At 70.5% G+C, this 22,368-nt stretch carries 19 protein-coding genes; 7 read left to right on the forward strand and 12 right to left on the reverse strand.

The annotated features are described in order from the left end of the window. The 6 genes from SD455_RS11765 to nth all read right to left on the reverse strand — a co-directional run bounded on the left by SD455_RS11765 (nucleotide 1) and on the right by nth (nucleotide 5,726). On the reverse strand, nucleotides 1–597 hold the full coding sequence (locus SD455_RS11765) for a type II secretion system F family protein (protein ID WP_083277491.1): 597 nt from the start codon (nucleotides 595–597) through the stop codon (nucleotides 1–3). Continuing rightward, on the reverse strand, nucleotides 590–1,525 hold the full coding sequence (locus tag SD455_RS11770) for a type II secretion system F family protein (protein WP_445508214.1): 936 nt from the start codon (nucleotides 1,523–1,525) through the stop codon (nucleotides 590–592). Before SD455_RS11770 ends, SD455_RS11765 begins: the two co-directional genes overlap by 8 nt. Then, on the reverse strand, nucleotides 1,522–2,829 hold the full coding sequence (locus tag SD455_RS11775) for a TadA family conjugal transfer-associated ATPase (RefSeq protein WP_445508215.1): 1,308 nt from the start codon (nucleotides 2,827–2,829) through the stop codon (nucleotides 1,522–1,524). The genes SD455_RS11770 and SD455_RS11775 overlap by 4 nt, the downstream gene beginning before the upstream one ends. Further along, nucleotides 2,822–3,979: a hypothetical protein gene (locus tag SD455_RS11780; RefSeq protein WP_445508216.1), complete on the reverse strand. Its 1,158-nt coding sequence runs from the start codon at nucleotides 3,977–3,979 to the stop codon at nucleotides 2,822–2,824. Before SD455_RS11780 ends, SD455_RS11775 begins: the two co-directional genes overlap by 8 nt. Nucleotides 3,980–4,129: 150 nt before the next feature. Next, complete coding sequence (locus SD455_RS11785; RefSeq protein WP_445508217.1) at nucleotides 4,130–4,939, reverse strand: NUDIX hydrolase; 810 nt, start codon at nucleotides 4,937–4,939, stop codon at nucleotides 4,130–4,132. Continuing rightward, nucleotides 4,932–5,726, reverse strand: coding sequence for an endonuclease III (gene nth, locus SD455_RS11790; RefSeq protein WP_445508218.1), 795 nt, complete (start codon nucleotides 5,724–5,726; stop codon nucleotides 4,932–4,934). The genes SD455_RS11785 and nth overlap by 8 nt, the downstream gene beginning before the upstream one ends. Before the next feature lie 280 nt (nucleotides 5,727–6,006). On the opposite strand from nth, the gene acs reads away from it, so the two are divergent. Further along, entirely contained in the window at nucleotides 6,007–8,019 is a 2,013-nt protein-coding gene (acs, locus tag SD455_RS11795) for an acetate--CoA ligase (RefSeq protein WP_070160105.1), read from the forward strand. Nucleotides 8,020–8,158: 139 nt separating this feature from the next. On the opposite strand, the gene SD455_RS11800 is transcribed toward acs, so the two are convergent. Continuing rightward, a complete protein-coding gene (locus SD455_RS11800) occupies nucleotides 8,159–8,983 on the reverse strand; it encodes a pectinesterase family protein (RefSeq protein WP_445508219.1) in 825 nt (274 codons plus the stop codon). A gap of 15 nt (nucleotides 8,984–8,998) precedes the next feature. Beyond that, complete coding sequence (locus tag SD455_RS11805) at nucleotides 8,999–10,084, reverse strand: GDSL-type esterase/lipase family protein (RefSeq protein WP_445508220.1); 1,086 nt, start codon at nucleotides 10,082–10,084, stop codon at nucleotides 8,999–9,001. A 226-nt stretch (nucleotides 10,085–10,310) separates the two neighbouring features. Between SD455_RS11805 and aroQ the strand changes: the two genes are divergently transcribed. Beyond that, the gene (gene aroQ, locus SD455_RS11810; protein WP_311023489.1) at nucleotides 10,311–10,793 is read left to right on the forward strand and encodes a type II 3-dehydroquinate dehydratase; all 483 of its coding nucleotides are present in this window, start codon (nucleotides 10,311–10,313) and stop codon (nucleotides 10,791–10,793) included. Nucleotides 10,794–10,893: 100 nt separating this feature from the next. On the opposite strand, the gene SD455_RS11815 is transcribed toward aroQ, so the two are convergent. Further along, nucleotides 10,894–12,072: a MarP family serine protease gene (locus tag SD455_RS11815; RefSeq protein ID WP_085437219.1), complete on the reverse strand. Its 1,179-nt coding sequence runs from the start codon at nucleotides 12,070–12,072 to the stop codon at nucleotides 10,894–10,896. Between the two features lie 184 nt (nucleotides 12,073–12,256). Between SD455_RS11815 and SD455_RS11820 the strand changes: the two genes are divergently transcribed. Then, a complete protein-coding gene (locus SD455_RS11820) occupies nucleotides 12,257–12,934 on the forward strand; it encodes a Crp/Fnr family transcriptional regulator (protein WP_070160133.1) in 678 nt (225 codons plus the stop codon). A gap of 195 nt (nucleotides 12,935–13,129) precedes the next feature. Here SD455_RS11820 and SD455_RS11825 read toward each other — a convergent pair whose 3' ends face one another. Together SD455_RS11825 and SD455_RS11830 are read right to left on the reverse strand one after the other, a co-directional pair. After that, nucleotides 13,130–13,609: a RidA family protein gene (locus SD455_RS11825; protein ID WP_070160101.1), complete on the reverse strand. Its 480-nt coding sequence runs from the start codon at nucleotides 13,607–13,609 to the stop codon at nucleotides 13,130–13,132. 35 nt (nucleotides 13,610–13,644) lie between these two features. Next, entirely contained in the window at nucleotides 13,645–13,812 is a 168-nt protein-coding gene (locus SD455_RS11830; protein ID WP_170922583.1) for a hypothetical protein, read from the reverse strand. A 66-nt stretch (nucleotides 13,813–13,878) separates the two neighbouring features. Between SD455_RS11830 and SD455_RS11835 the strand changes: the two genes are divergently transcribed. Both SD455_RS11835 and SD455_RS11840 read left to right on the forward strand, forming a co-directional pair. Next, on the forward strand, nucleotides 13,879–16,143 hold the full coding sequence (locus tag SD455_RS11835) for a transglycosylase domain-containing protein (protein WP_139827608.1): 2,265 nt from the start codon (nucleotides 13,879–13,881) through the stop codon (nucleotides 16,141–16,143). A gap of 14 nt (nucleotides 16,144–16,157) precedes the next feature. Then, a complete protein-coding gene (locus tag SD455_RS11840) occupies nucleotides 16,158–17,147 on the forward strand; it encodes a metallophosphoesterase (protein WP_083277488.1) in 990 nt (329 codons plus the stop codon). Between the two features lie 15 nt (nucleotides 17,148–17,162). Here SD455_RS11840 and SD455_RS11845 read toward each other — a convergent pair whose 3' ends face one another. Continuing rightward, nucleotides 17,163–17,483, reverse strand: a complete 321-nt coding sequence (locus tag SD455_RS11845; RefSeq protein WP_139827607.1) for a hypothetical protein — start codon at nucleotides 17,481–17,483, stop codon at nucleotides 17,163–17,165. Nucleotides 17,484–18,354: 871 nt separating this feature from the next. Between SD455_RS11845 and SD455_RS11850 the strand changes: the two genes are divergently transcribed. Both SD455_RS11850 and SD455_RS11855 read left to right on the forward strand, forming a co-directional pair. Beyond that, nucleotides 18,355–20,283: an ABC transporter ATP-binding protein gene (locus SD455_RS11850; RefSeq protein WP_445508221.1), complete on the forward strand. Its 1,929-nt coding sequence runs from the start codon at nucleotides 18,355–18,357 to the stop codon at nucleotides 20,281–20,283. A 205-nt stretch (nucleotides 20,284–20,488) separates the two neighbouring features. Then, nucleotides 20,489–22,261 carry an ABC transporter ATP-binding protein gene (locus SD455_RS11855; RefSeq protein WP_445508223.1) on the forward strand — a complete coding sequence of 591 codons (1,773 nt, stop codon included), beginning with the start codon at nucleotides 20,489–20,491 and terminating at the stop codon, nucleotides 22,259–22,261. Nucleotides 22,262–22,368 lie beyond the last annotated feature (107 nt).

The following is a 22,368-nucleotide window of genomic DNA, read 5'->3' on the forward strand; positions in this document are numbered from 1 at the left end:
TCACAGGCTGAACACCTGCGGCAGCAGCCCGAGCAGCACCGGCACCACGCCGAGCAGAATGAACGCGGGCAGAAAGCAGGCCCCCAGCGGCATCACCATCTTCACTCCGAGCTCCTCGGCGCGTCGCTGGGCCTCATGACGACGTCGCCGCCGCAGCTGCTGCGCCCCGGCCTGCAGCAGCTCAGCCGTGGGAGCTCCGGTGGCGTGGGCGAAGGAGAGCTGCGCACCGAGCTCCGCCAGCTCCCGGTCCTGTCCGGACCATGCCTCCTCCCACCCGGCACCCGCCACCAGGGCGCGGTGGACCGTCGCGAGCGGCTCCGCCCCGGGAACTGTCCGGGCCAGCCGGTCCAGGGCGGCCTCGACACCGACCCCAGAGGTCAGCAGCGCGGCGGTCAGATCCAGCAGCATCGCGGCATCCGGGGCAGTCCGCAGCTCCTCCACCGCTGGGCCTTCAGCGGTGATGCCGGCCGCGATCCGCGACGGTCCCGGCTCCCGCCCCGGACCCGCATCGGGCAGGCTCGGGGCCGGAGGGACCATCAACAACGCCGCAGCCGCTGCCAGGAGGATGCTCGGGGCCGTCGTCAGCAGCTCATGCATGGCTCTCCACCGCCTGGATCATCCGTCGGCTCCACAGCATCCCGAGCACCATCAGAACAGCCCCCGCCACGAGGCAGGCGATCCCCAGGGCGCTGCCCAGCAGCACCGCGACCGCATCCGCACCGATGAGCTGGCCGACCAGGACGCCGCCCAGCGGCAGCCCCGCGAGGACCCGCTGGGTCAGACGCGGCCCGGCCGCGGCGGAGGCTATCGCCGCGGCGGCCTCACCGTCGTCGTCGAGAGTGGCGGCCAGCTCCTCCACCAGGCGGGACAGTGGAGCTCCGGTCTCCTCGGAGAGCCTCAGCAGCCCGGCAAGACGGCCGACGACGTCGAGCAGCCTCTGGTCTTCACGCCGCGAGCCGGTGACCCATGATCGGACCGGACCTCGCCGCCCGCCTGTCCGTCCCCACCGGCGGGACCCCGCTGGATGGGAACCTCGCGCAGACCCCGTCCCGGCGGCCCTCTCGTGCGTGAGCCGGGCCTGCAGTTCGCCGGCGAATCGTTCGAGTCCGTCTGCGGCACCCCTGCCCATGCGGTCGGCGGCCGCGGCCCGGGCGCACACCTGAGCCAGGGGGTGCGCGCCGCGGGTCGCCACCCCGGCCGCCGGTCCCGAGGAACTTCCCCGATCGGCCATCGCCCATCTCCGGGCCAGATCGTCCCAGACCCGGCCAGGCCCTCGTCCCGACTGCAGCAGGGCGGCGAGCTGCCTGAGCAGCGTCGCGGACTCTCGGATCACGTCTGCACCCCGCGCCCGTCCGGTGAGCCGCCTCCGGACGCCGTCGAGGAGTCCGCGCACCCGTCTGATCTGGCCCGGCATCGGCCCGGCGGCCTCTCCGACGATCTCCGGCGCGGCGGCCCCCGGCAGGAGCAGCAGGACGGTTCCGGCCGCGAGCGTCCCCGCAGAGATCAGCAGGACGGCATCGATCATCTCGACCCCTGCGACGCGTCGTCCGACCGGGGCTGCCGTGTCCCGTGGAGGCTTCCCGCGGCTCCGCTGCGCGCAGCGAGCTCCTCCCAGGCCGGCCCCTGCCTCACCTCACCGGCTCCCGGCAGAGGGCCTTCCATGCTGAGGGCGGGCTCCATGTGCAGGCGACCCTGCCGCTGCCGCACCACGGAGGCCGCCACGGGCATCCGCCGGCCTCCGCGCCGCTCGACATGGACGACCACATCCAGGGCGGCCGCCACCTGCAGCGCCACCGCCTCCGGAGGCATGCCCGCCAGCGCGCCCATGGCGGCCAGCCGAGCCGGGACGGCGTCGGGGGAGTTGGCGTGCACCGTGCCGGCCGCCCCGTGGTGCCCGGTGTTCATCGCAGCCAGAAAGTCGCGCAGCTCCGCGCCGCGACATTCACCGACGATGAGCCGATCGGGCCGCATCCGCAGCGTCTGGCGGACCAGGTCGCCCATCTCGATGCGTCCGGCGCCCTCCACGTTGCCGGCCCGACCCTGCAGATGGACCACGTGCGGGTGGTCCGGGACCATCTCGGCGGTGTCCTCGACGATGAGGATCCTCTCCTGTGGGGGAGCCTCACCGAGCATGGCGGCCAGCAGGCTCGTCTTTCCGGAGCCGGTGGCCCCGGAGATCAGCACGTTCAGCCGGGCGCCGACGATGCCCCGGATGAGCTCCAGCCAGATCCGCGGTCCGTGCCACTGCCGGGCGAGGTCATCGAGACCGGCCTGCGCCGCGCGGGAGATCCGCACGGAGATCAGCGTCCCCTCGACCGCCACCGGCGGGATCACGGCATGGATGCGGCAGGGTCCCAGGCGACCGTCGGCGCAGGGGTGGCCCTCGTCCAACCGCCCGCCGGAGAGGGAGATGAGCCGCCGCGCCAAGCCCCGTGCCTGCTCCTCCGAGTCGAGCCGCACGCCGGTGTCGGCGAGCCCCTCGACTCCGTCGACCCAGACGCGCCGCCGGCCGTCCACCAGCACGTCGGTGACTCCGGGACTGTCCACGAAACGCTGCAGCGGCCCCATGCCGACCAGTTCGTCCCGCAGGGATCCCACCAGGCGACGCGTGGTCTCAGCGCCCAGGGCGACCCCGGAGTCCCGCACCGCCTCAGCGATCCGGGCCGCGGTCAGCGGCTCGGTGCCCGCCGTGAGCTCCTCGCGGAGCCGGCCCTGCAGTTCCTCCAGGCCACCGTCCCGCGGCGGCCCCTGGCGTCGCGCGTCGCCGGCCCTGGAGCCTCCTGACCGCGATCCGATGGCCAGCGGCGGTCGATGGCTCCTTTCAGGCATCCAGGCCACCTCCGCCCATCCTCCGGACGACGGCGTCAGGCCCCTGGGTCCCCACACCGACAGCCTCCAACAGCGCCTGGGCGAAGGACGCGCCCCGTCGACTGCGCAGCACCTCGTAGGCCTCCCCGAACTCTTCTGCCCGCCGCAGCCACCGCTGCTCGGCGAGCTCGGCGGCCACCGGGATCCCCAGACGACGGGTCAGCTCCGCGGCCGTGATCCCTCCGCGGGCGGCGCCGTTGATCACCAGGGACCAGTCCACGTCATGGCCGCGCAGCGGCATCTCCGCGACGGCCACCGCGCCGCGTGCGGAGGGTTCGGTCACCAGCAGTCCCGCCTCCGGCGCTCCCCCGAGGGCCTCCAGCACGCCCGGGCGTCGCGCGGCGTCGACCACCACCAGGTCCACGGCACGCCGAGCGGCGGTGACCACCGCCGCCAAGGCTCGGGGACCGGCGTCATCCTCGGAGGCCTCCCCGGTGAGCAGCGAGATCCCGTCCACCTCGGCGAGCGCAGCGGTGAGCTGGGCCGCCGAGAGGGGACCGTCGAGCGCATCGAGCTCCTCCCAGTCCAGGGCGCTCGACGCCCCGGTGAGCACTCCGGCGCGTCGGGCCTGCTCCCGCAGGGCACGCAGCCCGCTGCCGGCCCCGGCGTCGGCGTCCAGCAGCAGCACTCCCATCCCGCGGGCAGCCGCCTCGGCGGCCGTCAGATAGGCGACCGTGGAGGCTCCGACGCCGCCCAGGGCACCCAGCACCGTCACCACGCGCCCGGGCAGTCGGTCCATGACCTGGGCGGCCAGATGGTCGACGAGCCACTGCTCACCGGCCGGCAGGGGCACAGGCCGCAGAGGGGGATGCTCAGCGGCCAGGGCCCAAGGGTCTGCACAGCTTCCTTCGCCGATGACGAGCAGAACCTCGTCGCGTCTGCTCTCCGGCGGCGGGGCGTCCGGTCCGCACAGCACCGCCGCCCACTGGCGGTTGGGCGCCTCCTGCCAGGTGGAGAAGGTCTCCAGGCGGGCGCCGACGACGGCGGCCAGCAGGGCCACGTCGTCGCGGAGGGCCGGTTCGTCGGTGACCAGCAGCAGCGAGGGATCCTCCGTCTCGGCGCCGACCGGCGGAACGGAGGGTCGGGGACGATCTGACCTGAGCAGCGGCATGGCCCCAGCATCTCGGGCGGGACGGCAGACGCCCAGGGCCCGGGGCGGCCCTGTGGAGAGGTCGGCGTGTCACGGAGCCTGTGGAGGAACGGCCCAGCGGCGAATCCCCGACGGTCCCCGAGCCAGCGCCCCAGGGTCCGCGCAGGCCGATCAGAACAGCGGCTGGTACTCCCGCGGGTCCACACTGGCCTCCTGGTCCCAGGGCTCCTCCCAGCCGAGCCTGCTGAGGATGCGGTCCAGCAGGATCCCCGTGAAACCCCAGATCAGCGTGCCGTCCACCACGAACGCCGGCGCCCGATGCGTGGTGCCGTGGCGACGGATCACCGAGGTGGTCCGGTTCGCAGGGTCCACGAGCCGGCGAACCGGCACCCGGATCACAGCCTCCACCTCCCCAGCCTGCGGAGTCAGCAGACCCGGATCCTCGGTCACCCCGACCACCGGGGTGACCATGAAGCCGCTGATCGGTACGGGCGCCGGAGGAAGCAGCCCGATCACCCCGACCCGCGCAGGGTCCAGTCCGATCTCCTCGTGGGCCTCGCGCAGCGCAGCAGCCCCTGGGCCATGGTCGAAGGCCTCGAGCGCGCCACCGGGAAATGCCACCTGTCCCGGGTGCTTCGCGAGTCCTCGGGAGCGTTCCGTCACCAGGAGGTAGGGAGCCTCGACGACCCCCGGCACGTCCGGGACGCCGTCGCCGGAGTGCGGTTCGAGGCAGAACAGGGCGAGCACCGCAGCCTCTCGGCCTTCGCCGACGCGCATGGCGGGCTCGGCAGGCGGTTCGAGAGCCGGCTCCGGGGTCCACCACCAGCCGCCCAGCTCAGCGGCCTCCGGATGGTTCGCGCTGTAGTCCGCCGCCTCGGCGACCAGGCGCGTCAGGTCCTCGGCCACCCGATACCGGGCGGCCGTCCCCTGCTGGTCTCGGCGCCCATCTCGGCGGACGTCTCCCCTCTGCGGCTCAGGCACTGAGCGAGTAGCCTTCCTCGCGGAGCCTGCGGCGGCTCCACCCGGCCCGCATCTTCTCCAGCAGCTCCTCCCGACCCGGAGCGAGCTCGTACTTGAGCAGCTCGCGCGCCGCCTGGGGCTCCACCTCGCCGACGCCGTAGGAGGGGCACCAGCGGGCGATCGGGCAGGCGCCGCAGGCCGGTCGGCGGGAATGGCAGACCCGGCGTCCGTGGAAGATCAGCCGGTGGGACAGCATCGTCCAGTCCTTGGGCTCGAAGAGGGCGGCGACGTCGCGCTCCACCTTCACCGGGTCCTCCTGCTCGGTCATGCCGAGCCGACGGGCGAGCCGCCCGAAGTGGGTGTCCACCGTCAGCCCGGGCTCGCCGAAGGCGTTGCCCAGCACCACGAAGGCGGTCTTGCGCCCCACCCCCGGCAGCTTCACCAGATCCTCAAGGCGGCCGGGCACCTCGCCGTCGTGCTCGTCGACCAGTGCTTGGGAGAGGCCGAGCAGGGCTCGGGCCTTGGACTTGTAGAACCCGGTGGGCCGGATCAGTTCGGAGAGCTCGCGCTCGTCGGCCACCGCCATGGCATGGGCGTCGGGGAAGCGGGCGAACAGCGAGGGCGTCACCTGGTTGACGCGCACGTCTGTGGTCTGGGCGGAGAGCACGGTGGCCACCAGCAGCTCGAAGGGGTTCTCGAAGTCGAGCTCGGCCACGGCGTAGGGGTACGTCTCGGCCAGCACCCTGTTGATCTTCCGCACCCGGCGAGTGGTCGCCAGCGGGGTCTCCTCGCGCATCATCGTGGTCATTCTACGGGCGACGTCGCCGCCGCCGGACCCCCACCGGGAGAACCGTTCGTCGCAGAATACCTACCGTTCGTCATGACCGCTCACGGAAAATCCCAGGTCAGCGAGCTATGGCGTGCGTCACGATGTGGTGCGCACCTCGCTTTGGGTACGCCCCGCGCGGTATTGTGATCGGCGACACAGCAAGGTGTCGGACGGCGTCGCGCGCACCGACCGACCCGGGGGTCACCGGGCGGGGACGGGTGCACTGCGGCGCACCTGGAGCACCCAAGGAGGACAGCGCATGACCCCCACTCCCCCGGCAGACAACCAGCTGGACAGCATGCTCAAGGAGACTCGGGCGTTCCCGCCCAGCGAGGAGTTCGCCGCGCACGCCGTCGCGACGGCGGACCGCTATGACAAGGCCGCCGCGGACCGCCTCGGCTACTGGGCGGACCAGGCCCGCTCCGTGCTGAGCTGGGACACCGACTTCACCGAGACCCTCGACTGGTCCGAGGCTCCCTTCGCGAAGTGGTTCGTCGGCGGTGAGGTCAACGCCGCCTACAACGCCGTGGACCGCCACGTGGAGGCCGGCCGCGGGGACCGGGTGGCCATCCACTTCGAGGGCGAGCCCGGCGACTCCCGCAGCATCACCTACGCGGAGCTGAAGGACGACGTCGCCCGCGCCGCCAACGCCTTCGAGTCGCTCGGCCTGGCCAAGGGCGACCGTGTGGCGATCTACATGCCGATGATCCCCGAGACCATCGTGACCATGCTGGCCTGCGCCCGCATCGGCGCCATCCACTCGGTGGTCTTCGGCGGCTTCTCCTCGGATGCGCTGCGCTCGCGCATCGACGACGCCGAGGCCAAGCTGGTGGTCACCGCGGACGGCTCCTACCGCCGCGGCAAGCCCTCCCCGCTGAAGCCCGCCGTGGACGAGGCGCTCTCCGCCCCGGGCCACAGCGTGGAGCACGTGGTGGTGGTCCGGCGCAACGGGGAGGACGTCCCGGTCCACGACATCGACACCTGGTGGCATGACCTGGTGCCGCAGCAGTCCACGGAGCACAGCTACGTGCCGCACGACTCCGAGCACCCGCTGTTCATCCTCTACACCTCGGGGACCACCGGGAAGCCCAAGGGCATCCTGCACACCACCGGCGGCTACCTGACCCAGTGCGCGGTCACCCACCGGGACAGCTTCGACCTGAAGCCGGAGCAGGACGTCTACTGGTGCACCGCCGACGTCGGCTGGGTCACCGGGCACTCCTACATCGTCTACGGCCCGCTCGTGAACGGCGCCACCCAGGTGGTCTACGAAGGCACCCCGGACTCCCCGCACAAGGGCCGGCTGTGGGAGATCGTCCAGAAGTACCGGGTCACGCAGTTCTACACGGCCCCCACGCTGATCCGGACCTGCATGAAGTGGGGCCGCGAGATCCCCGACCAGTACGACCTCTCCAGCCTGCGCGTGCTCGGCACCGTCGGCGAGGCCATCAACCCGGAGGCCTGGATGTGGTACCGGGAGGTCATCGGCGCGAACAACGGGCCGGGCAACCCGCCCAAGGAGCACCCCGCGCCCATCGTGGACACCTGGTGGCAGACCGAGACCGGGGCCCACATGATCGCCCCGCTCCCGGGGGTCACCGCCACCAAGCCCGGATCCGCCCAGACCGCGGTCCCCGGCGTGGAGATCGGCGTGGTGGACGAGATGGGCACCCCGCTGGGCACGGGCGAGGCGGGTCTGCTGGTCATCAAGGAGCCGTGGCCCTCCATGCTGCGCGGCATCTGGAAGAACCCAGAGCGGTATCAGGAGACCTACTGGGCGCGATTCGGGGACGTGTACTTCGCCGGCGACGGCGCCCGCACCGACGACGACGGCGACATCTGGCTGATGGGCCGCGTCGACGACGTCATGAACGTCTCCGGACACCGGCTCTCCACCACGGAGATCGAGTCCGCCCTGGTCTCCCACGAGGCTGTGGCCGAGGCCGCCGTCGTCGGGGCGAAGGACGCCACCACGGGTGAGGCGGTGGTCGCCTTCGTGATCCTGCGCGGAGACGCCGAGGGCGGCGATCCCGCGCAGAAGGAGCAGGAGCTCCGCGCCCATGTGGGCCAGGAGATCGGCCCGATCGCCAAGCCGCGCAACGTGCTGGTGGTCCCGGAGCTGCCGAAGACCCGCTCCGGGAAGATCATGCGCCGACTGCTCAAGGACGTCGCCGAGGGCCGCGAGGCCGGTGACGCCTCCACCCTGGCAGACCCCTCGGTGATGCAGCAGATCGCTGAGGACATGCGCGCCAAGCACGGGGCGGACGCCTGACCCGGACGACCCTGCCGATCCGCCAGACGGCGCCCGTCTGCTCCGCAGGGAGCAGGTGGGCGCCGTCTGTCTGCTCACCCGGCCTGCTTACCAGGCCTGCCCAACGGGCCTGCCTGACCGTCCCGCTCAGCCTGCCCGATCACCCGCCGCGGGCCACCCTCTCCCGGGCGTCGAGCAGCGCCGAGGCGTCGGCCGGCGTGCCGGCCAGCTGAGGAGCCCAGCCGTCGTCGGCGGCGAGATACGCGGCCACAGTGTGCTCAGGGGCAGACTCGACCGGCAGCTGAGGTCGATCCTCGGTGACTTGTGAGCCGGGACCCCGATTCTCGAACTCGACGAAGCGGGCGTCGCGCCACGAGAACCCGCTCATGTCGGTCCACGGGCTCGACATGATGTGGGCTCCCAGGTGGCAGCGACGGACCAGCACCTGCGGGTTCGCCTCCGGATCGCCGCCGGGATGCCAGGGCCGCCCCAGATGGACGGTGCGCCGAGGCGCCGTCGAGGTGAACGCGCAGTCGTCGAAGAGGATGCCGTGGCGCAGGGAGCCGTCCAGGCTGCTGGCGGTCACATAGCCGTTGTTGGCTTCGCCCCGGTCCAGGGACTCGATGCGGCAGGCGTCGAACACCGCGGTGCCGCGGCCGAAGATGAAGTCCACGTCCCCGGTGACGTGGCTTTCCGTGACGTAGTGCCGGGCGGGGACCCCGGTGCCCGGAGAGTTCACGTACAGCGTGTCCTGCCGGCCGAGGCAGCGCACGTTCCTCAGCACGGAGAAGTCGCCGGAGATCAGCAGGGCGACCGCCTGGGTTCCGGAGATCTCCGGATGCGCGGCGGGGTCGAAGTCATTGGCGAACGTCAGGTTCTCGGCCTCGAAGAAGGGCGCGTGGACCCGGACCGTGGAGCTGCCGGTGGTGCCGTAGGTGCCGCCGTCGGGATGGGGTGTGCCGTTGGCGTTGTCGTAGACCAGCACAGTGTCCTCCGGGCGCTACCCCATCCCGAGGAAGGTGAGCCGCGGCACGTCAGAGGGCACATGGACCACCGCTCGGTGCTCCCCGGGGTCGATGGCGATGATGGTGCGCCTGCCCGCCCCGCGAGGGGCGGCGTCGACGGCGTCCTGGACGGTGGAGTGAGCCTTTCCAGGGCCCACCGTAAGGATCAGGGCGTCGTCGATGGTCCGTTCAGCGGGCCAGTGGATCTCCGCCTCCGCATCGATCTCCCGCTCCAGCCGGGTGAACCAGCTGCCGGACACGACCTGCTGGTCCACCAGACCCTGGGCGACGAGCCGCGCGACGGCGAGCGCCCCGACGGCCTGGAAGTGCGTATTGTCCTCGGCCCCTTCAGGATGCTGGGGATGCACACCGGGCTCGAGGTGCATGAAGTGCCCCTTCGTCCCTTCAGGTCCGAGCCCCTCCCACAGCGCTCGCGAGCTCGCCGTCAGGTCCACCAGGGGGACCTCGAGCTCCTCGGCCAGTTCCTTCATGGCCCGCGGATAGTCTCCATGGGAGTCGCCGGCGGTCCCGTCCGCGTGGAAGCGACGTCGCTCCACGGGCGTCACCAGCACTGGAGCTCCGCCCTGCTGCCGGGCCCCCTCCACATAGCGGGTCAGATACTCCTTGAACGTGGTGTCCGGATCGGTGCCACGGTCCGGGTCCTCGATCTTGGAGTCGTTGTGGCCGAAGGAGATCAGCAGCAGGTCTCCGGGCTGCATGAGGTCCAGGACCACGTCGAGCTTGCCGGCTTCGAAGAAGCTCTTCGAGGAGGCTCCGGACCAGGCGTAGTCGAAGGTGGTCACGCCGCGACCCATGAGCAGCGGGAGCGCCTGCCCCCAGCCGGCGCGCGGTCGGATCTCCTGCTCATAGACGGAGGCCGTGGAGTCGCCCACCACGAACGCCACCGGGCCGCGGTGCCCTGGAGCGCTCGAGGTCGGGGCCGCCGCGGCCTGGGGAGCCGGAAGCATCCCGGCCGCCAGGGCGGCGGTCCCTCCGGCGGTGAGACCGAGCGTGCTGAGCACTGTGCGTCGGGACAGGGTGCCGTCGGGCAGGGCGCGTCGGGAGAGGGCGGTCGAGGTCATCGTGGAGTCTCCTCATCGAGAGCAGTGACTGGCGTCACAGGCTGGGATGGGTCGACAAGTTACCGCGGCGCGCTGACCTGCGGGAGAGGTCATGCTGGATCGGCACAGCATGAGTCGCCCGAGGACTCGCCGTCCGAGCCGCCGGTGCGGCTAGGCTGATGACCGGCGGACCGACGACGACGTCGGCGGAGCCAGACCACCCGCGCACCACCGCAGAGGAGCACCGATGAGTGCAGAGACCAGCACCCCGTCCGAGCACGGCGCCTCCGGCACCGGCCGGCTGCTGATCGTCAACGGGCCGAACCTGAACCTGCTGGGCACTCGGGAGCCGGGGATCTACGGCTCCGAGACCCTGGAGGACGTCCATGAGCTGTGCCGCAGCACCGCCGCACGACAGGGCTTCGCCGTCGACGTGGTCCAGTCCAACCACGAGGGGGAGCTCGTGGATGCGATCCAGGCCGCACGGGGCACGGCGGCGGGCATCGTGATCAACCCGGCGGCCTACACCCATACCTCCGTGGCGATCGCCGACGCGCTGCGGGCCGTGGCCCTGCCGGTGGTGGAGGTGCACCTGTCGAACGTGCACTCCCGCGAGGAGTTCCGCCGGCACTCTTTCGTCTCCCCGCTGGCCCAGGCGGTCATCGCCGGCGCCGGGGTGGCCGGCTACCGCTTCGCGATCGAGCTGCTGGCGGACACGCTGCGCAGCTGATCGCCTCGCTGTTCGCCCCGGTCGTCACCCCGGTCGTCATCCCGGGAGCCGATGCCGGAGCCATCCTGGCCGCCGCCCCGCAGAGGCGGAGGAAACTGGCTCAGCGCTCCACGCACTGCCCGGTGGAGACCGCCTCCGTGTAGGAGTCCGGGCTGGTCAGCACGTCCCCGGCCTCCTCGGCGGTGAGCGCGAAGCCGACTGCGCTGCCCTCCATGGCGCGGGCGAAGACCACACCGGCGACGTCGCCGTCGGCGTCGATGAGCGGCCCGCCCGAGTTGCCCTGCCGGACGTCGGCGTTGAGCTGATAGATCTCCAAGGAGGACGGCGAGCTGCCGTAGATGTTGTTGACCTGGGAGACGTCCCGGGCCTGGACCACGGCGGTGCCCGCATGGAACGGCCCGCCGGCGGGATAGCCCATGACGAATCCGGTGTCCCCGGGGTCCAGCGGGTCGCCGATCTCCAGCGGGGCCGCGTCCAGGCCGTCCACGGCCAGCAGCGCGAGGTCCTCCGCGGCGTCGAAGTGCACCACCCGGGCGGAGGCCACCTGCCCGTCCCGCAGCTCCACGGTAGGCTCGTTGACCCCGGCGACCACATGCGCGTTGGTGACCACACGCGTGGGCGAGACCACGAAGCCCGAGCCGGACTGGCTCAGCCCGCACTGATCCGCCACGCCGGTGATCCTGGCCACCGACTGGGAAGCCTGGTCGGCCGCGGCGCTGAGATCCTCGCTGTCCGGGGCCTCGTCGCTCTCCGGCACGAGCGTCTGGGCGAGCTCCGGGATGTCAGACTCCATGACGCGCGCGCGGATCTGCGCGATCCACGCCTCCGCCCGCTCCGGCATCACCGAGGTGATGCCCTGCAGCACGCTGGACTGGCGCATGTGCTGGTTGACCTGGGGGAAACCCATCGCGCCCACAGAGAGCGACAGCGCGGCGATGACGAAGACCGCGACGACGACGTTGAGCGCACCTCCGACGAGCGAGCCCAAGGTCCGGACGGTGGGCGAGCGGAACATCCGCTGCACCTCCGCGCCGGCGGTGGTCCCCAGTGCGTGCCCGGCGACGACCAGGACGATGGCGGTCGCGATGACGGCGACGATGCGCCACAGCGGATCCGGCACCCATCCGGCCACCAGCGGGATGGAGAAGAACGCCGCGACGGCACCCACGAGGAAGCCGGCGAGGCCACCCACGGTGATCCAGATGCCCTTGCGCAGGCCGGCGATCAGGAACCCGAGCAGGACGAGCACCAGGATCACGTCGAGCAGGGTGACACCCATCTCAGGGCTCCTCTCGGGAGGGGTCTGAACAGCAGGCACCAGGATGACACACCCGCCTGACACGCCCCGGATGCGGCTCCAGGGGCACGCCACGGCTATCCTGGACGTTTCCCACTTCGCCGCTGACCTGATACTTTCTTACCAGCGAGACAGCATGCATCTCGGAGAGGAAGAACGGAAGACCATGGATCTTGAAGTACTGCGTCGCGCGCCTCTGTTCGCGACTGTCGACGACGACGTCTTCGCCGCACTGACCGCGGAGCTCTCCGAGGTCGATCTCTCCCGCGGGAGCTCCATCTTCCACGAGGGTGACCAGGGCGATCAGCTCTACTTCATCGTCTCGGGCAAGATCAAGCTCGGCCGCACCACTCCGGACGGCCGCGAGAACCTGCTGGCCGTGCTCGGCCCGGGCGAGATCTTCGGCGAGATGGCGCTGTTCAATCCGGCGCCGCGCACCGCCACCGCCACTGCGGTCTCCGAGACCCGCCTGGCGGGCCTGAAGCACGAGAGCCTGCGCGAGGTCATCACCTCCACCCCTGAGGTCTCGGTGCAGCTGCTGCAGGCTCTGGCCAAGCGCCTGACCCGCACCAACGAGTCCCTGGCCGACCTGGTGTTCTCCGACGTCCCCGGCCGTGTGGCCAAGGCTCTGCTGGACCTGGCAGACCGCTTCGGCCGTCCCGCCCCGGACGGCGTGCTGGTGGCCCACGAGCTCACCCAGGAGGAGCTGGCCCAGTTGGTCGGCGCCTCGCGCGAGACCGTGAACAAGGCGCTGGCCGAGTTCGTCCAGCGCGGCTGGCTGCGCCTGGAAGCCCGCGCCGTCGTGATCCTGGACATCCAGCGGATCCGCCAGCGATCGCGCTGACCACACAGCACACGCACCACCCGCCGCAGGGTGGACACGACGAAGGGGACCGGACGATTCCGGTCCCCTTCGTCGTGTCTACGGACGTGCGCGACGTCGACGACCACCCGAAGATCGTCTCTCTGTGAGAGATCGCCCCTGAATGGACGGACGATCTCTCACAGAGAGACGATCTCCGCGTGTGGGCGGGCTGTCTCAGCGGAAGTGCGCGATGACGTCGACCTCGACCGGGGTGTCCAGCGGCAGGACGGCCACACCGACGGCGCTGCGGGCATGCTGCCCCAGGTCTCCGAAGGCCTGCCCGAACAGCTCGGAGGCGCCGTTGAGCACCTTCGGCTGACCGGTGAAGCTGGGTGCGGAGGCCACGAATCCGCCCACCTTGGCGATGCGGGTGATGCGGTCCAGGTCTCCCACCGCGTGCTTCAGCGCGGCGAGACAGTTCAAGGCGCACTGCCGGGCGAGGTCGTAGGCCTGCTCCTCGGTGACCTCGGCGCCCACCTTGCCGGTCAGCGGCAGCGTCCCGTCCACCAGCGGGAGCTGGCCGGCGGTGTAGACGACGCCGTCGGCGACGACGGCCGGCTGGTAGGCGGCCACGGGCGGGACGACCTCGGGCACGGTGAGGCCGAGGTCCGCCAGGCGGGCCTCCACGGTGCTGGTCTGGCTGGTCTCAGTCATGGGGCTCCGATCAGACGTGCGGTCAGATGCGCGGGTCAGACGTTCTTCGGCCGCTTCAGGTAGGCCACCGGGGCGTTGCCGTCCGGGCCGGGCAGCACGGTGACGAGCTCCCAGCCGTCCTCGCCCCATTGGTCCAGGATGGCCTTCGTGTTGTGGATGATGAGCGGAATGGTGGCGTATTCCCACTGGGTCACTGAAGTCATGCGTCCAGCCTATCCTCCAGGAACCTCCCAGGGACGGGTTTGACCGTGCCCGCTACCATGGAGCCTATGGCGCCCCGTAAATCCCCCCTCTTCGACACTGCCACGACGCTCGGCAAGATCATGTCCTTCCTGGGCGTGAGCGCGCTGTGCGGTGTGTTGGCCGCGGGTCTCATCTTCCCCCTCGCCGCCTCCGGCGGTGCCGCTGCGGCGGCCGGCTCTGAGATGCTCGAGCAGCTGCCGGCCGAGCTGCGCGAGGAGCCGCTGTCGGTGCCCTCCCACATCCTCGCCGAGGACGGGACGGAGATCGCCCAGTTCTACGCGGAGAACCGCAAACCGGTGGGCATCGAGGACATCTCTCAGGAGATGCAGGACGCGATCGTCGCCATCGAGGACGAGCGGTTCTACGAGCACGGCGGTGTGGATGCCCGCGGACTGGGCCGTGCGATGGTGCACAACGTCACCTCGGACTCCCAGCAGGGCGCCTCCACCATCACCCAGCAGTACGTGAACAACGTGCTGATCAATGCGGACTTCCTCCGCGGCGAGGACCGTCTGACGATCTCCGGCTCCAAGACCTACGCGGACAAGCTCCGCGAGATGAAGCTGTCGGTCTCCATCGAGCAGGAGATGACCAAGGACGAGATCCTCGAGGGGTACCTGAACATCGTGCTCCTGGGTGGGCGGAACTACGGCGTGGAGGCGGCCGCCCAGGCGTACTGGGGCGTCTCCGCGGCGGATCTGGACGTCGCCCAGGCCGCCACGTTGGCCGGCATCGTGCAGTCGCCGAACGGCTACAACCCGCTGGTCAACCCCGACGCCGCGGAGAACCGTCGCAACACCGTGCTCTCCGCCATGCTGCGCAATGACTACATCACGCAGGAGGAGTACGAGGACGCCGTCGAGGTGGATCTCGAGGAGTCGCTGGACCCCAACCCGGAGAGCGCCGGCTGCTTCAACGCCTCCATGGCCAACCATTTCTGCGACTACGTGGTCGAGCTGTTCCTGAGCAGCGACGCCTACGGCCCGGACCGCGCCTCCCGTGAGCAGCTGCTGGAGCGCGGCGGCCTGCGCATCACCACCACACTGGACCCCGATGCCCAGGAGGCTGCTGAAGAGGAGACGCAGAACGCTGTGCCGGCGGGCGACCCCTCCGAAGCCGCCGCTGCGCTGGTCTCCGTCGAGCCGGGCACCGGTGAGGTCAAGGCGATGGCCCAGAACACGCCGTACGACACCGAACAGACCGGCGGGACGAACGTCAACTACAACACTGACTTCGACTACGGCAGCAGCGGTGGCTTCCAGGGAGGCTCCACCCTGAAGCCGTTCGTCGCCGCTGCCTGGTTGGAGGACGGCAACTCCATGGGGGACAAGATCGACGCGAGCGTCGACGAGTATCCGGCCCTGGAGTCGTGGGAGGCGAGCTGCCTGGACAACGGCATCGCCCGGAACACAGACCGCTGGCCCATCAACAACGCCATCCGCGACATGAAGCGTGAGATGACCGTGGACTACGGCCTCTACTGGTCGATTAACACGGCCACGGTGGCCACCGCCCACGAGCTCGACCTGTGCGACATCACAGGGCTGATGAACCGCGTCGGATACCACTCGGCACGGGATGGCAGCGGATTGGACCCGAGCCACCCGTCGTTCGTGCTCGGCGCCCAGGAGGTCTCTCCGCTGACCCAGGCGAGCGCCTTCGCCACCTTGGCCAACGACGGCGAATACTGCCGTCCCCGGGCCATCGCCGAGGTGACGGACACCAACGGCAACACGTACGAGACCCCGGAGGCTGACTGCGAGCAGGTCATCGATGAGGAGGTCGTCGCCCAGTTGAACGAGACGCTCATCCGCATCGCCGAAGATCGCACCGCCGACGGCGACCCGCAGTTCCCGATGGCGGGGAAGACCGGCACCAACAACTTCGAGTCCTCCACCTGGTTCATCGGCTTCTCCCGCGGCCTGTCCACGGCCAGCTGGGTGGGCAACCCGAACGGAGTGGGCGAGGACTACTCCCTGAACGGCGAGACCATCGGCGGCGTCTTCTTCGACGACGTGTGGGGCTCCATCATCGCCGGGCCCATGTGGCTGGACTACATGAACCAGGTGGCCCCGAACTACTCCACCGACGAGTTCCCGGAGCCCGAGGACTCCCCCTGGGACGACCCGGAGTCCTCCGACCGCTACTCCTGGGAGAACGACGGCACCGAGCGTGGCGGCGGAAGCTCCGACAGCGACGACGTCCCGGACATCGACGACGCTGACGGCAGTGACAGTGACGGCAGCGACAGCGACGACGACGGAGATGACTCCGACTCGGACGACGACTGAAGCTCCTCCTCACGATGAGCCCGTCGACGCCTGATCCGTCCCTGCCCTCGCGGCTGCCCTCCCGCCACTCGTCGGCCGTTCCGTCCAGCCTGCGCACCGCCACCCGGTGGGGCCTGGCTGCGGCGGGCGTGGGCGCCGTCGTCGGGGCCGGCCTGATGACCTATGCGCATCGTGTAGGCCTGACCCGATTCACCACGCGTTTCGAGCAGCTGGAGATCCTACCCCCGGGGCAGGTCCCGCTGCGGATCCTGCACATCTCCGACATCCACTATGTGCCGGGCCAGGAGAAGAAGTTCGCGTGGCTGCGGGCCCTGGCCGAGCTGCAGCCTGACCTGGTGGTCAACACCGGGGACAACCTCTCCCACCCGGACGCCGTGGACGAGGTTCTGGAGGCCCTGGCCCCGCTGCGCCGATTCCCCGGGGTCTACGTGCCGGGGTCGAACGACTACTACGGTCCGCGGCTGAAGAACCCGCTGAGCTACCTGCGAGCGCCCTCGGAACACGAGCCGGACCGGCTGGAGCTGCCCTGGAGGCGGCTGTTCGCCGCCTTCGGGGCCTCGGGCTGGGTGAGCCTGAGCAACCGACATCACGCGATGACGGTGGGCGCGACTCCGGTGCTGTTCAGCGGGGTGGACGATCCGCACATCGGACGCGACCGGTTCTCCGGCTGGCCGCGAGGCGTGGCGTCGTCGAAGGCTCTGCGCCTCGGTGTGGCCCACGCTCCGGTCTCGCGCATACTGAGCCGATTCGCCGACGCGGGCGCGGACCTGATCCTGTCCGGCCATACCCATGGCGGCCAGGTCTGCTTGCCGGGCGGCCGTGCGCTGACCACCAACTGCGATCTGCCGACCACGCAGGCCAGCGGCCTGTCCACGGTCACCTCCACCGGCGGGCGAAAGGTGCCGCTGCATGTCTCCGCCGGCATCGGCACCTCGGCCACGGCGCCGATCCGGTTCAACTGCCCGCCGGAGGCGACTGTGCTGGATCTGTTCCCCCACCGGTGACGTGCGGCTCGGGCCTCAGCGGCGCTGACGGACCTCCAACCGAAGCCGGGTGGCCAGCCACTGGATCACGACGGCGGCCCCGATGAGCGCGGCGCCGAGAGGGAACAGCGACCAGCGCAGAATCGACACCACCGGCTCGACGACGGTGAGCAGGACCTGGCCGGGCTGCCCGGCCGACGTCGCCAGCCACATGAGCACAGGCGGGAAGATGGCCACCACCAGGGAACCGATCACGAGGCAGGCCACGGCCCACCCCACGCATCGGCGCGCCGTCGGATCCATCCGCGACTTCTGGCTCCCCGGGTAACCTCCACCGGCGCCGATCTGCTCTGTCATGGGTCCCCTCGCTGGGCTGATGTCTTCGCTGGACTGATGTCCTCGCGTCATGCCGTCCACAGTAGTTCTTGCAGGAAACCACCGTCCAGGGCCTCAACACCGCGGCTGACCAGGCCTGTCGATGATATTCCGGGAATCATGCACCCCGTGCGCCGGAGCCCGCCGGAGGAATCTGTCAGCACGGAGGGGTAGCATGTGTCACACGGGAGACCTGACGCGCGATTGTTCTGACGGGGATGGGGTGCCCTCCAGGCCGGACGGTGCAGCGCTCCGCCTGGAACCACCGATGCTCCTCCCAGAATCACCGATGCACAGCGGGGCGGGGAATGGACGGACCCCCGCCGGCGCTGCACGAAGTGGAGCCGACGGGCCTGGGCACTGCGGAATGAGGCACCGCGGCGTCGAGCCCCTCGGAGTGCGGCATCTCGAAGCGCCGCACCTCGACGCGAGCCACGACAAGGCGAGCCACGACAAGGCGAGGCACGACGAGGTGAGGTACGACGGGGCGAGGTACGACGTGCCGCTGGGCCGGGAACGGACCCATGACCAGGTACGTCCCCACGGCGCGTGACCACGTCATCCAGGGCCATCGGTCCCGTCGCGCAGCCGGCCGCGTGACGCCCCGGCCCGTGGGCCCCCGCAGCCGGGGAGCGGCGTGACTGCACCGGTGCCACCGGAGGGGTTCTGGTGCGCACTGGCACCAACGCTCCCGTGCCGTTCCAGCGGCGGTGCCGTTCCAGCGACGGCTCCGCCCAGCCTCAGCGCGGCACCTCGCCGTCGGGACCGCCCCGCCGGCATGCCCGGCAGACCAGGAGCTCTCCGCCCCAAGGAGTTCCCCCGCCCACTCCTTTAGACTAGGATTAGTTGTCTGATGCAACGAGACGCAAGACACCTGGAATCAGAGAACTCCACCCGCCGCCGCTCGCTGTGGCAGGCGCTGGGGCGCCTCAACCCCTACCTGCAGGGCATCCGCCTGCGCTGGACCCTGGGCCTGATCTCCGCCGTCGGGGCAGGCATCGTGGCGCTGACCATCCCGCAGGTCCTCCAGGTGCTGGTCAACTCCGTGCTCGCCGAAGGCGCCGAGGCCTCGGCCGTCTGGACCGCCGCCGGCATCATCCTCGCTCTGGGCCTGCTGGAGGCCTTCCTGTTCTTCCTGCGTCGGTACTTCGTGCTCCCGCCGGCCTCGGATGCGGAGACCGCCATGCGCACCCGCCTGTTCGAGAAGCTCCAGGACCTGCCGGCATCCTTCCACTCCGCATGGGGCGCCGGTCAGCTGCAGTCGCGCGCCATCGCCGACCTCAACCTGCTGCGCCGCTGGTTCGCCTTCGGCTCGATCATGTTCATCTCCTCGGTGATCAGCGTGATCGTCGGCTTCACCCTGATGATGCGGCTCTCCCCTCTGCTGGCCGTGGTCTTTCTGGCCGCCGCGATCCCGATCATCGTCTACGGGCCCAAGTTCCGGAACAAGTTCGTCCTCTACTCCCGCCGCGCCCAGGACCAAGCCGGCGACGTCGCCACCGCCGTGGAGGAGTCCGTGCACGGCATCCGGGTGCTCAAGGCCTTCGGGCGCGGCGACCACGCCCTCAAGGGGTTCGTGACGCAGGCCGACCGGCTGCGCACCACCGAGGTCGCCAAGGCCCGCACCCTGGCGCGCTTCCTGCTGGTGATGATCACCCTGCCCGAGACCGTGCTGGGGATCTGCCTGTTCATCGGTCTCTGGCAGGTGGCCCACGAGGAGACCACCGGCGTCACCGTCGGCGCGTTGGCCGCGTTCTTCGCCACCGCGGCCGTGCTCAAGGGCCCCATCGAAGGCGTCGGCATGCTGCTGGGCATGACGTTCACGGCCAAGACCGCCATCGACCGCCACGCCGACGTCATGGACACCAAGAACACCATCACCTCGCCGGAGGAGCCGGTGCGGGTCCCCGAGCACGGAACCCTGGAGCTCGACGACGTCCACTTCCGCTACCCGGACGCCAAGCCGGAGGAACGGGACCAGCTCGACGGCGTCAGCCTGCGCATCGAACGCGGCGAGACCATGGCCCTGGTCTCGCACACCGGGGGCGGCACCTCCACCCTGCTGAACCTCATCCCGCGGCTCTACGACGTCACCTCAGGGACCGTCCGTGTCGACGGCGCCGACGTCCGGGACCTCGACCTGGCCGACCTTCGCTCCCGCATCGCCGTCGCCTTCGAGGACCCCACGCTGTTCTCCTCCTCGGTGCGGGCCAACGTGCTGCTGGGCACCGGACACGACCGTGACGAGGACGACCCGCAGCACCCCCACCGAGACGGCGCGCCCGGGCCGGAGGAGTTGGACGCGGTGCTCGAGCGCGCGCTGCGCACGGCCGACGCCGAGTTCGTCGAGGACCTGCCCCACGGCGTGGACACCGCCATCGGGGAGGAAGGCCTCAGCCTCTCCGGAGGTCAGAGGCAGCGACTCGCCCTGGCCCGCGCCATCGCCGCCGCGCCGTCGGTGCTGCTGCTCGACGACCCGCTCTCCGCGCTCGACGTGCGCACCGAGGAACGGGTCACCGGGCGACTTCGCGAGGTGCTCGACGGCACCACCACGCTCATCGTCGCTCATCGCCCCTCCACCGTGGCCCTGGCGGACCGGGTGGCCCTGCTGCACGAAGGCCGCATCGCCGACGTCGGCACCCATGAGGAGCTGTTGGCCCGGTCAGCGCTCTACCGGGATGTGATGAGCACGACCCCCGAAGCCGAGGAGATCATGGACTCCATCCCCGCCGATGAGCGCACCGACACCGGCTCCATCCAGGAGGTCAGCACCCATGGCTGAGACCACCCAGAACGGCCACCGCGGCTCCGCGGATCGGGGCTCCTCGGGCCGACGCTCCGAGAACGATGTGCCGGAGTTCGACGTCGATCCCGTCGCCGCCACCACCCGCACCGCCGTGCCCGAGGCCATCCGCCACGGCAGCTTCTCACCGGAGGACCCGCGCTTCGACCATCTGCGCGGCACCGCGGGCGAGGAACAGGTGGACATGGACGCTGAGGAGCGGAAGTTCATCCGCCGCCGCTCCTGGAAGCTGCTGGTGCACCTCTCGAAGGGCGTGCGGCTGAAGCTGCTGATCACCGCGCTGTTCGTCATGGTCGCCCAGGCCGCCCAGGCCGCCACTCCGCTGATCATCGCCTGGGCCATCGACTGGGGACTGCCCCGGATGATGGAGGGCCAGAGCTCCGGCATGATCCTGCCCGGGGTCACCTATGTGGCCGCCGCAGTGTCGGCCGGGGTGCTGACCTGGGCCTACACCCGGATGACCGCCGAGGTCTCCCAGCAGATGCTGTTCACCCTGCGCGGCGAGGTCTTCCGCAAGACCCAGCAGCTCAGCCTCGACTTCCACGAGGACTACACCTCCGGGAAGGTCATCTCCCGGCAGACCTCGGACCTGGAGTCGCTGCGCGAGCTGCTCGACCAGGGCATCAGCTCGCTGGTCTCCGGCATCATGTTCATGTCCTTCACCGCCATCTCCATCGTGATCCTGGACTGGCGCTCCGGGCTCCTGCTGGTCGCCGTCGCCGTGCCGATCGCCCTGCTGGGCCGCTGGTACCAGCGGCGCTCCGAGGTCGCCTACCGGCAGACCCGCATCTCCTCGGCCCGCATGATCGTCCACTTCGTGGAGACTATGACCGGCATCCGCGCGGTGCAGGCGTTCCGTCGTGAGTCCTCGCGGTCCCGGCAGTACCAGCGCCTGGCGCACAGTTACCGGGATGACATGGTCCGCTCCCTGGGTCTGTTCGGGATCCTGCAGCCCGCCCTGCTGGCCCTGGGCAACCTCACCGTGGCCGCCGTGCTGATCTGGGGCGGCTTCCGGGTGCTGCAGGGAGACCTGGAGGTGGGTGTGCTGGTGGCGCTGCTGCTGGCCACCAAACGCGTCTTCCAGCCGCTGGACATGATCGCCATGTTCTACAACGCCCTGCAGTCGGCCACGGCGGCGCTCGAGAAGGTCTCCGGCCTGTTGGAGGAGAAGCCGACCGTCACCGAGGACCCGCAGCCGGAGCGTCTGGACGCCTGCCGCGGCGAGGTGGAGTTCTCCCAGGCGGAGTTCCGCTATACGTCTGAGGGTCCCGTGGTGCTGCATCGGATGGACCTGCACATCCCCGCCGGACAGACCGTGGCCGTCGTCGGCCGCACCGGAGCGGGCAAGTCCACGCTGGTGAAGCTGCTGGCCCGGTTCTACGACGTCACCTCCGGCAGTCTGACCCTCGACGGCGTCGACCTGCGGAAGCTCTCCCTGGAGGACCACCACCGTCACGTGGCGATGGTGACCCAGGAGGCGTTCCTGTTCTCCGGCACGATCACCGAGAACATCGCGCTGGGCCGCCCCGACGCCCCGCAGGAGGACGTGATCGCCGCTGCCCAGGCCGTGGGCGCCCATGAGTTCATCATGGACCTGCCCAAGAGCTACGACACCGACGTCAACAAGCGCGGGGGTCGGCTCTCGGCCGGACAGCGGCAGCTGATCTCCTTCGCCCGCGCTTTCCTGGCGGATCCCGCGGTGCTGATCCTGGATGAAGCGACCTCCTCCCTGGACCTGCCCAGCGAGCAGCTGGTGCAGCAGGGGCTGCAGCGGCTGCTGGGGAACCGGACGGCGCTGATCATCGCGCACCGGCTCTCCACCGTGGCGATCGCCGACCGGGTCCTGGTGGTGGACGAGGGGCGTGTGGTGGAGGACGGCTCCCCCGAGGAGCTCATCGCCGCTGGCGGGTACTACGCCAAGCTGCACGCCGCATGGGAAGCCACTATGGGCTCCTGATCCTCAACGACGACGCCCCCCTCCCCCTCCCTCCCACCCCCCCCGCCCCACGCCCCGCTGAGTTGGTCTGGAGTTGTGGGTACTCGACTCGATCGAGTCGAGTACCC

This window comes from Nesterenkonia sp. K-15-9-6, assembly GCF_052656005.1.

Bases quoted from the DNA above. Each gene is read 5' to 3' on its own strand.
- SD455_RS11840 (WP_083277488.1), top strand. From the start codon at position 16,158: ATGAGCCCGTCGACGCCTGATCCGTCCCTGCCCTCGCGGCTGCCCTCC.
- SD455_RS11825 (WP_070160101.1), bottom strand. From the start codon at position 13,609: ATGACTGAGACCAGCCAGACCAGCACCGTGGAGGCCCGCCTGGCGGAC.
- SD455_RS11820 (WP_070160133.1), top strand. From the start codon at position 12,257: ATGGATCTTGAAGTACTGCGTCGCGCGCCTCTGTTCGCGACTGTCGAC.
- SD455_RS11815 (WP_085437219.1), bottom strand. From the start codon at position 12,072: ATGGGTGTCACCCTGCTCGACGTGATCCTGGTGCTCGTCCTGCTCGGG.
- acs (WP_070160105.1), top strand. From the start codon at position 6,007: ATGACCCCCACTCCCCCGGCAGACAACCAGCTGGACAGCATGCTCAAG.
- aroQ (WP_311023489.1), top strand. From the start codon at position 10,311: ATGAGTGCAGAGACCAGCACCCCGTCCGAGCACGGCGCCTCCGGCACC.
- SD455_RS11780 (WP_445508216.1), bottom strand. From the start codon at position 3,979: ATGCCGCTGCTCAGGTCAGATCGTCCCCGACCCTCCGTTCCGCCGGTC.
- SD455_RS11765 (WP_083277491.1), bottom strand. From the start codon at position 597: ATGCATGAGCTGCTGACGACGGCCCCGAGCATCCTCCTGGCAGCGGCT.
- SD455_RS11845 (WP_139827607.1), bottom strand. From the start codon at position 17,483: ATGACAGAGCAGATCGGCGCCGGTGGAGGTTACCCGGGGAGCCAGAAG.
- SD455_RS11850 (WP_445508221.1), top strand. From the start codon at position 18,355: ATGCAACGAGACGCAAGACACCTGGAATCAGAGAACTCCACCCGCCGC.
- SD455_RS11855 (WP_445508223.1), top strand. From the start codon at position 20,489: ATGGACGCTGAGGAGCGGAAGTTCATCCGCCGCCGCTCCTGGAAGCTG.
- SD455_RS11835 (WP_139827608.1), top strand. From the start codon at position 13,879: ATGGCGCCCCGTAAATCCCCCCTCTTCGACACTGCCACGACGCTCGGC.
- SD455_RS11830 (WP_170922583.1), bottom strand. From the start codon at position 13,812: ATGACTTCAGTGACCCAGTGGGAATACGCCACCATTCCGCTCATCATC.
- nth (WP_445508218.1), bottom strand. From the start codon at position 5,726: ATGACCACGATGATGCGCGAGGAGACCCCGCTGGCGACCACTCGCCGG.
- SD455_RS11775 (WP_445508215.1), bottom strand. From the start codon at position 2,829: ATGCCTGAAAGGAGCCATCGACCGCCGCTGGCCATCGGATCGCGGTCA.
- SD455_RS11770 (WP_445508214.1), bottom strand. From the start codon at position 1,525: ATGATCGATGCCGTCCTGCTGATCTCTGCGGGGACGCTCGCGGCCGGA.
- SD455_RS11805 (WP_445508220.1), bottom strand. From the start codon at position 10,084: ATGACCTCGACCGCCCTCTCCCGACGCGCCCTGCCCGACGGCACCCTG.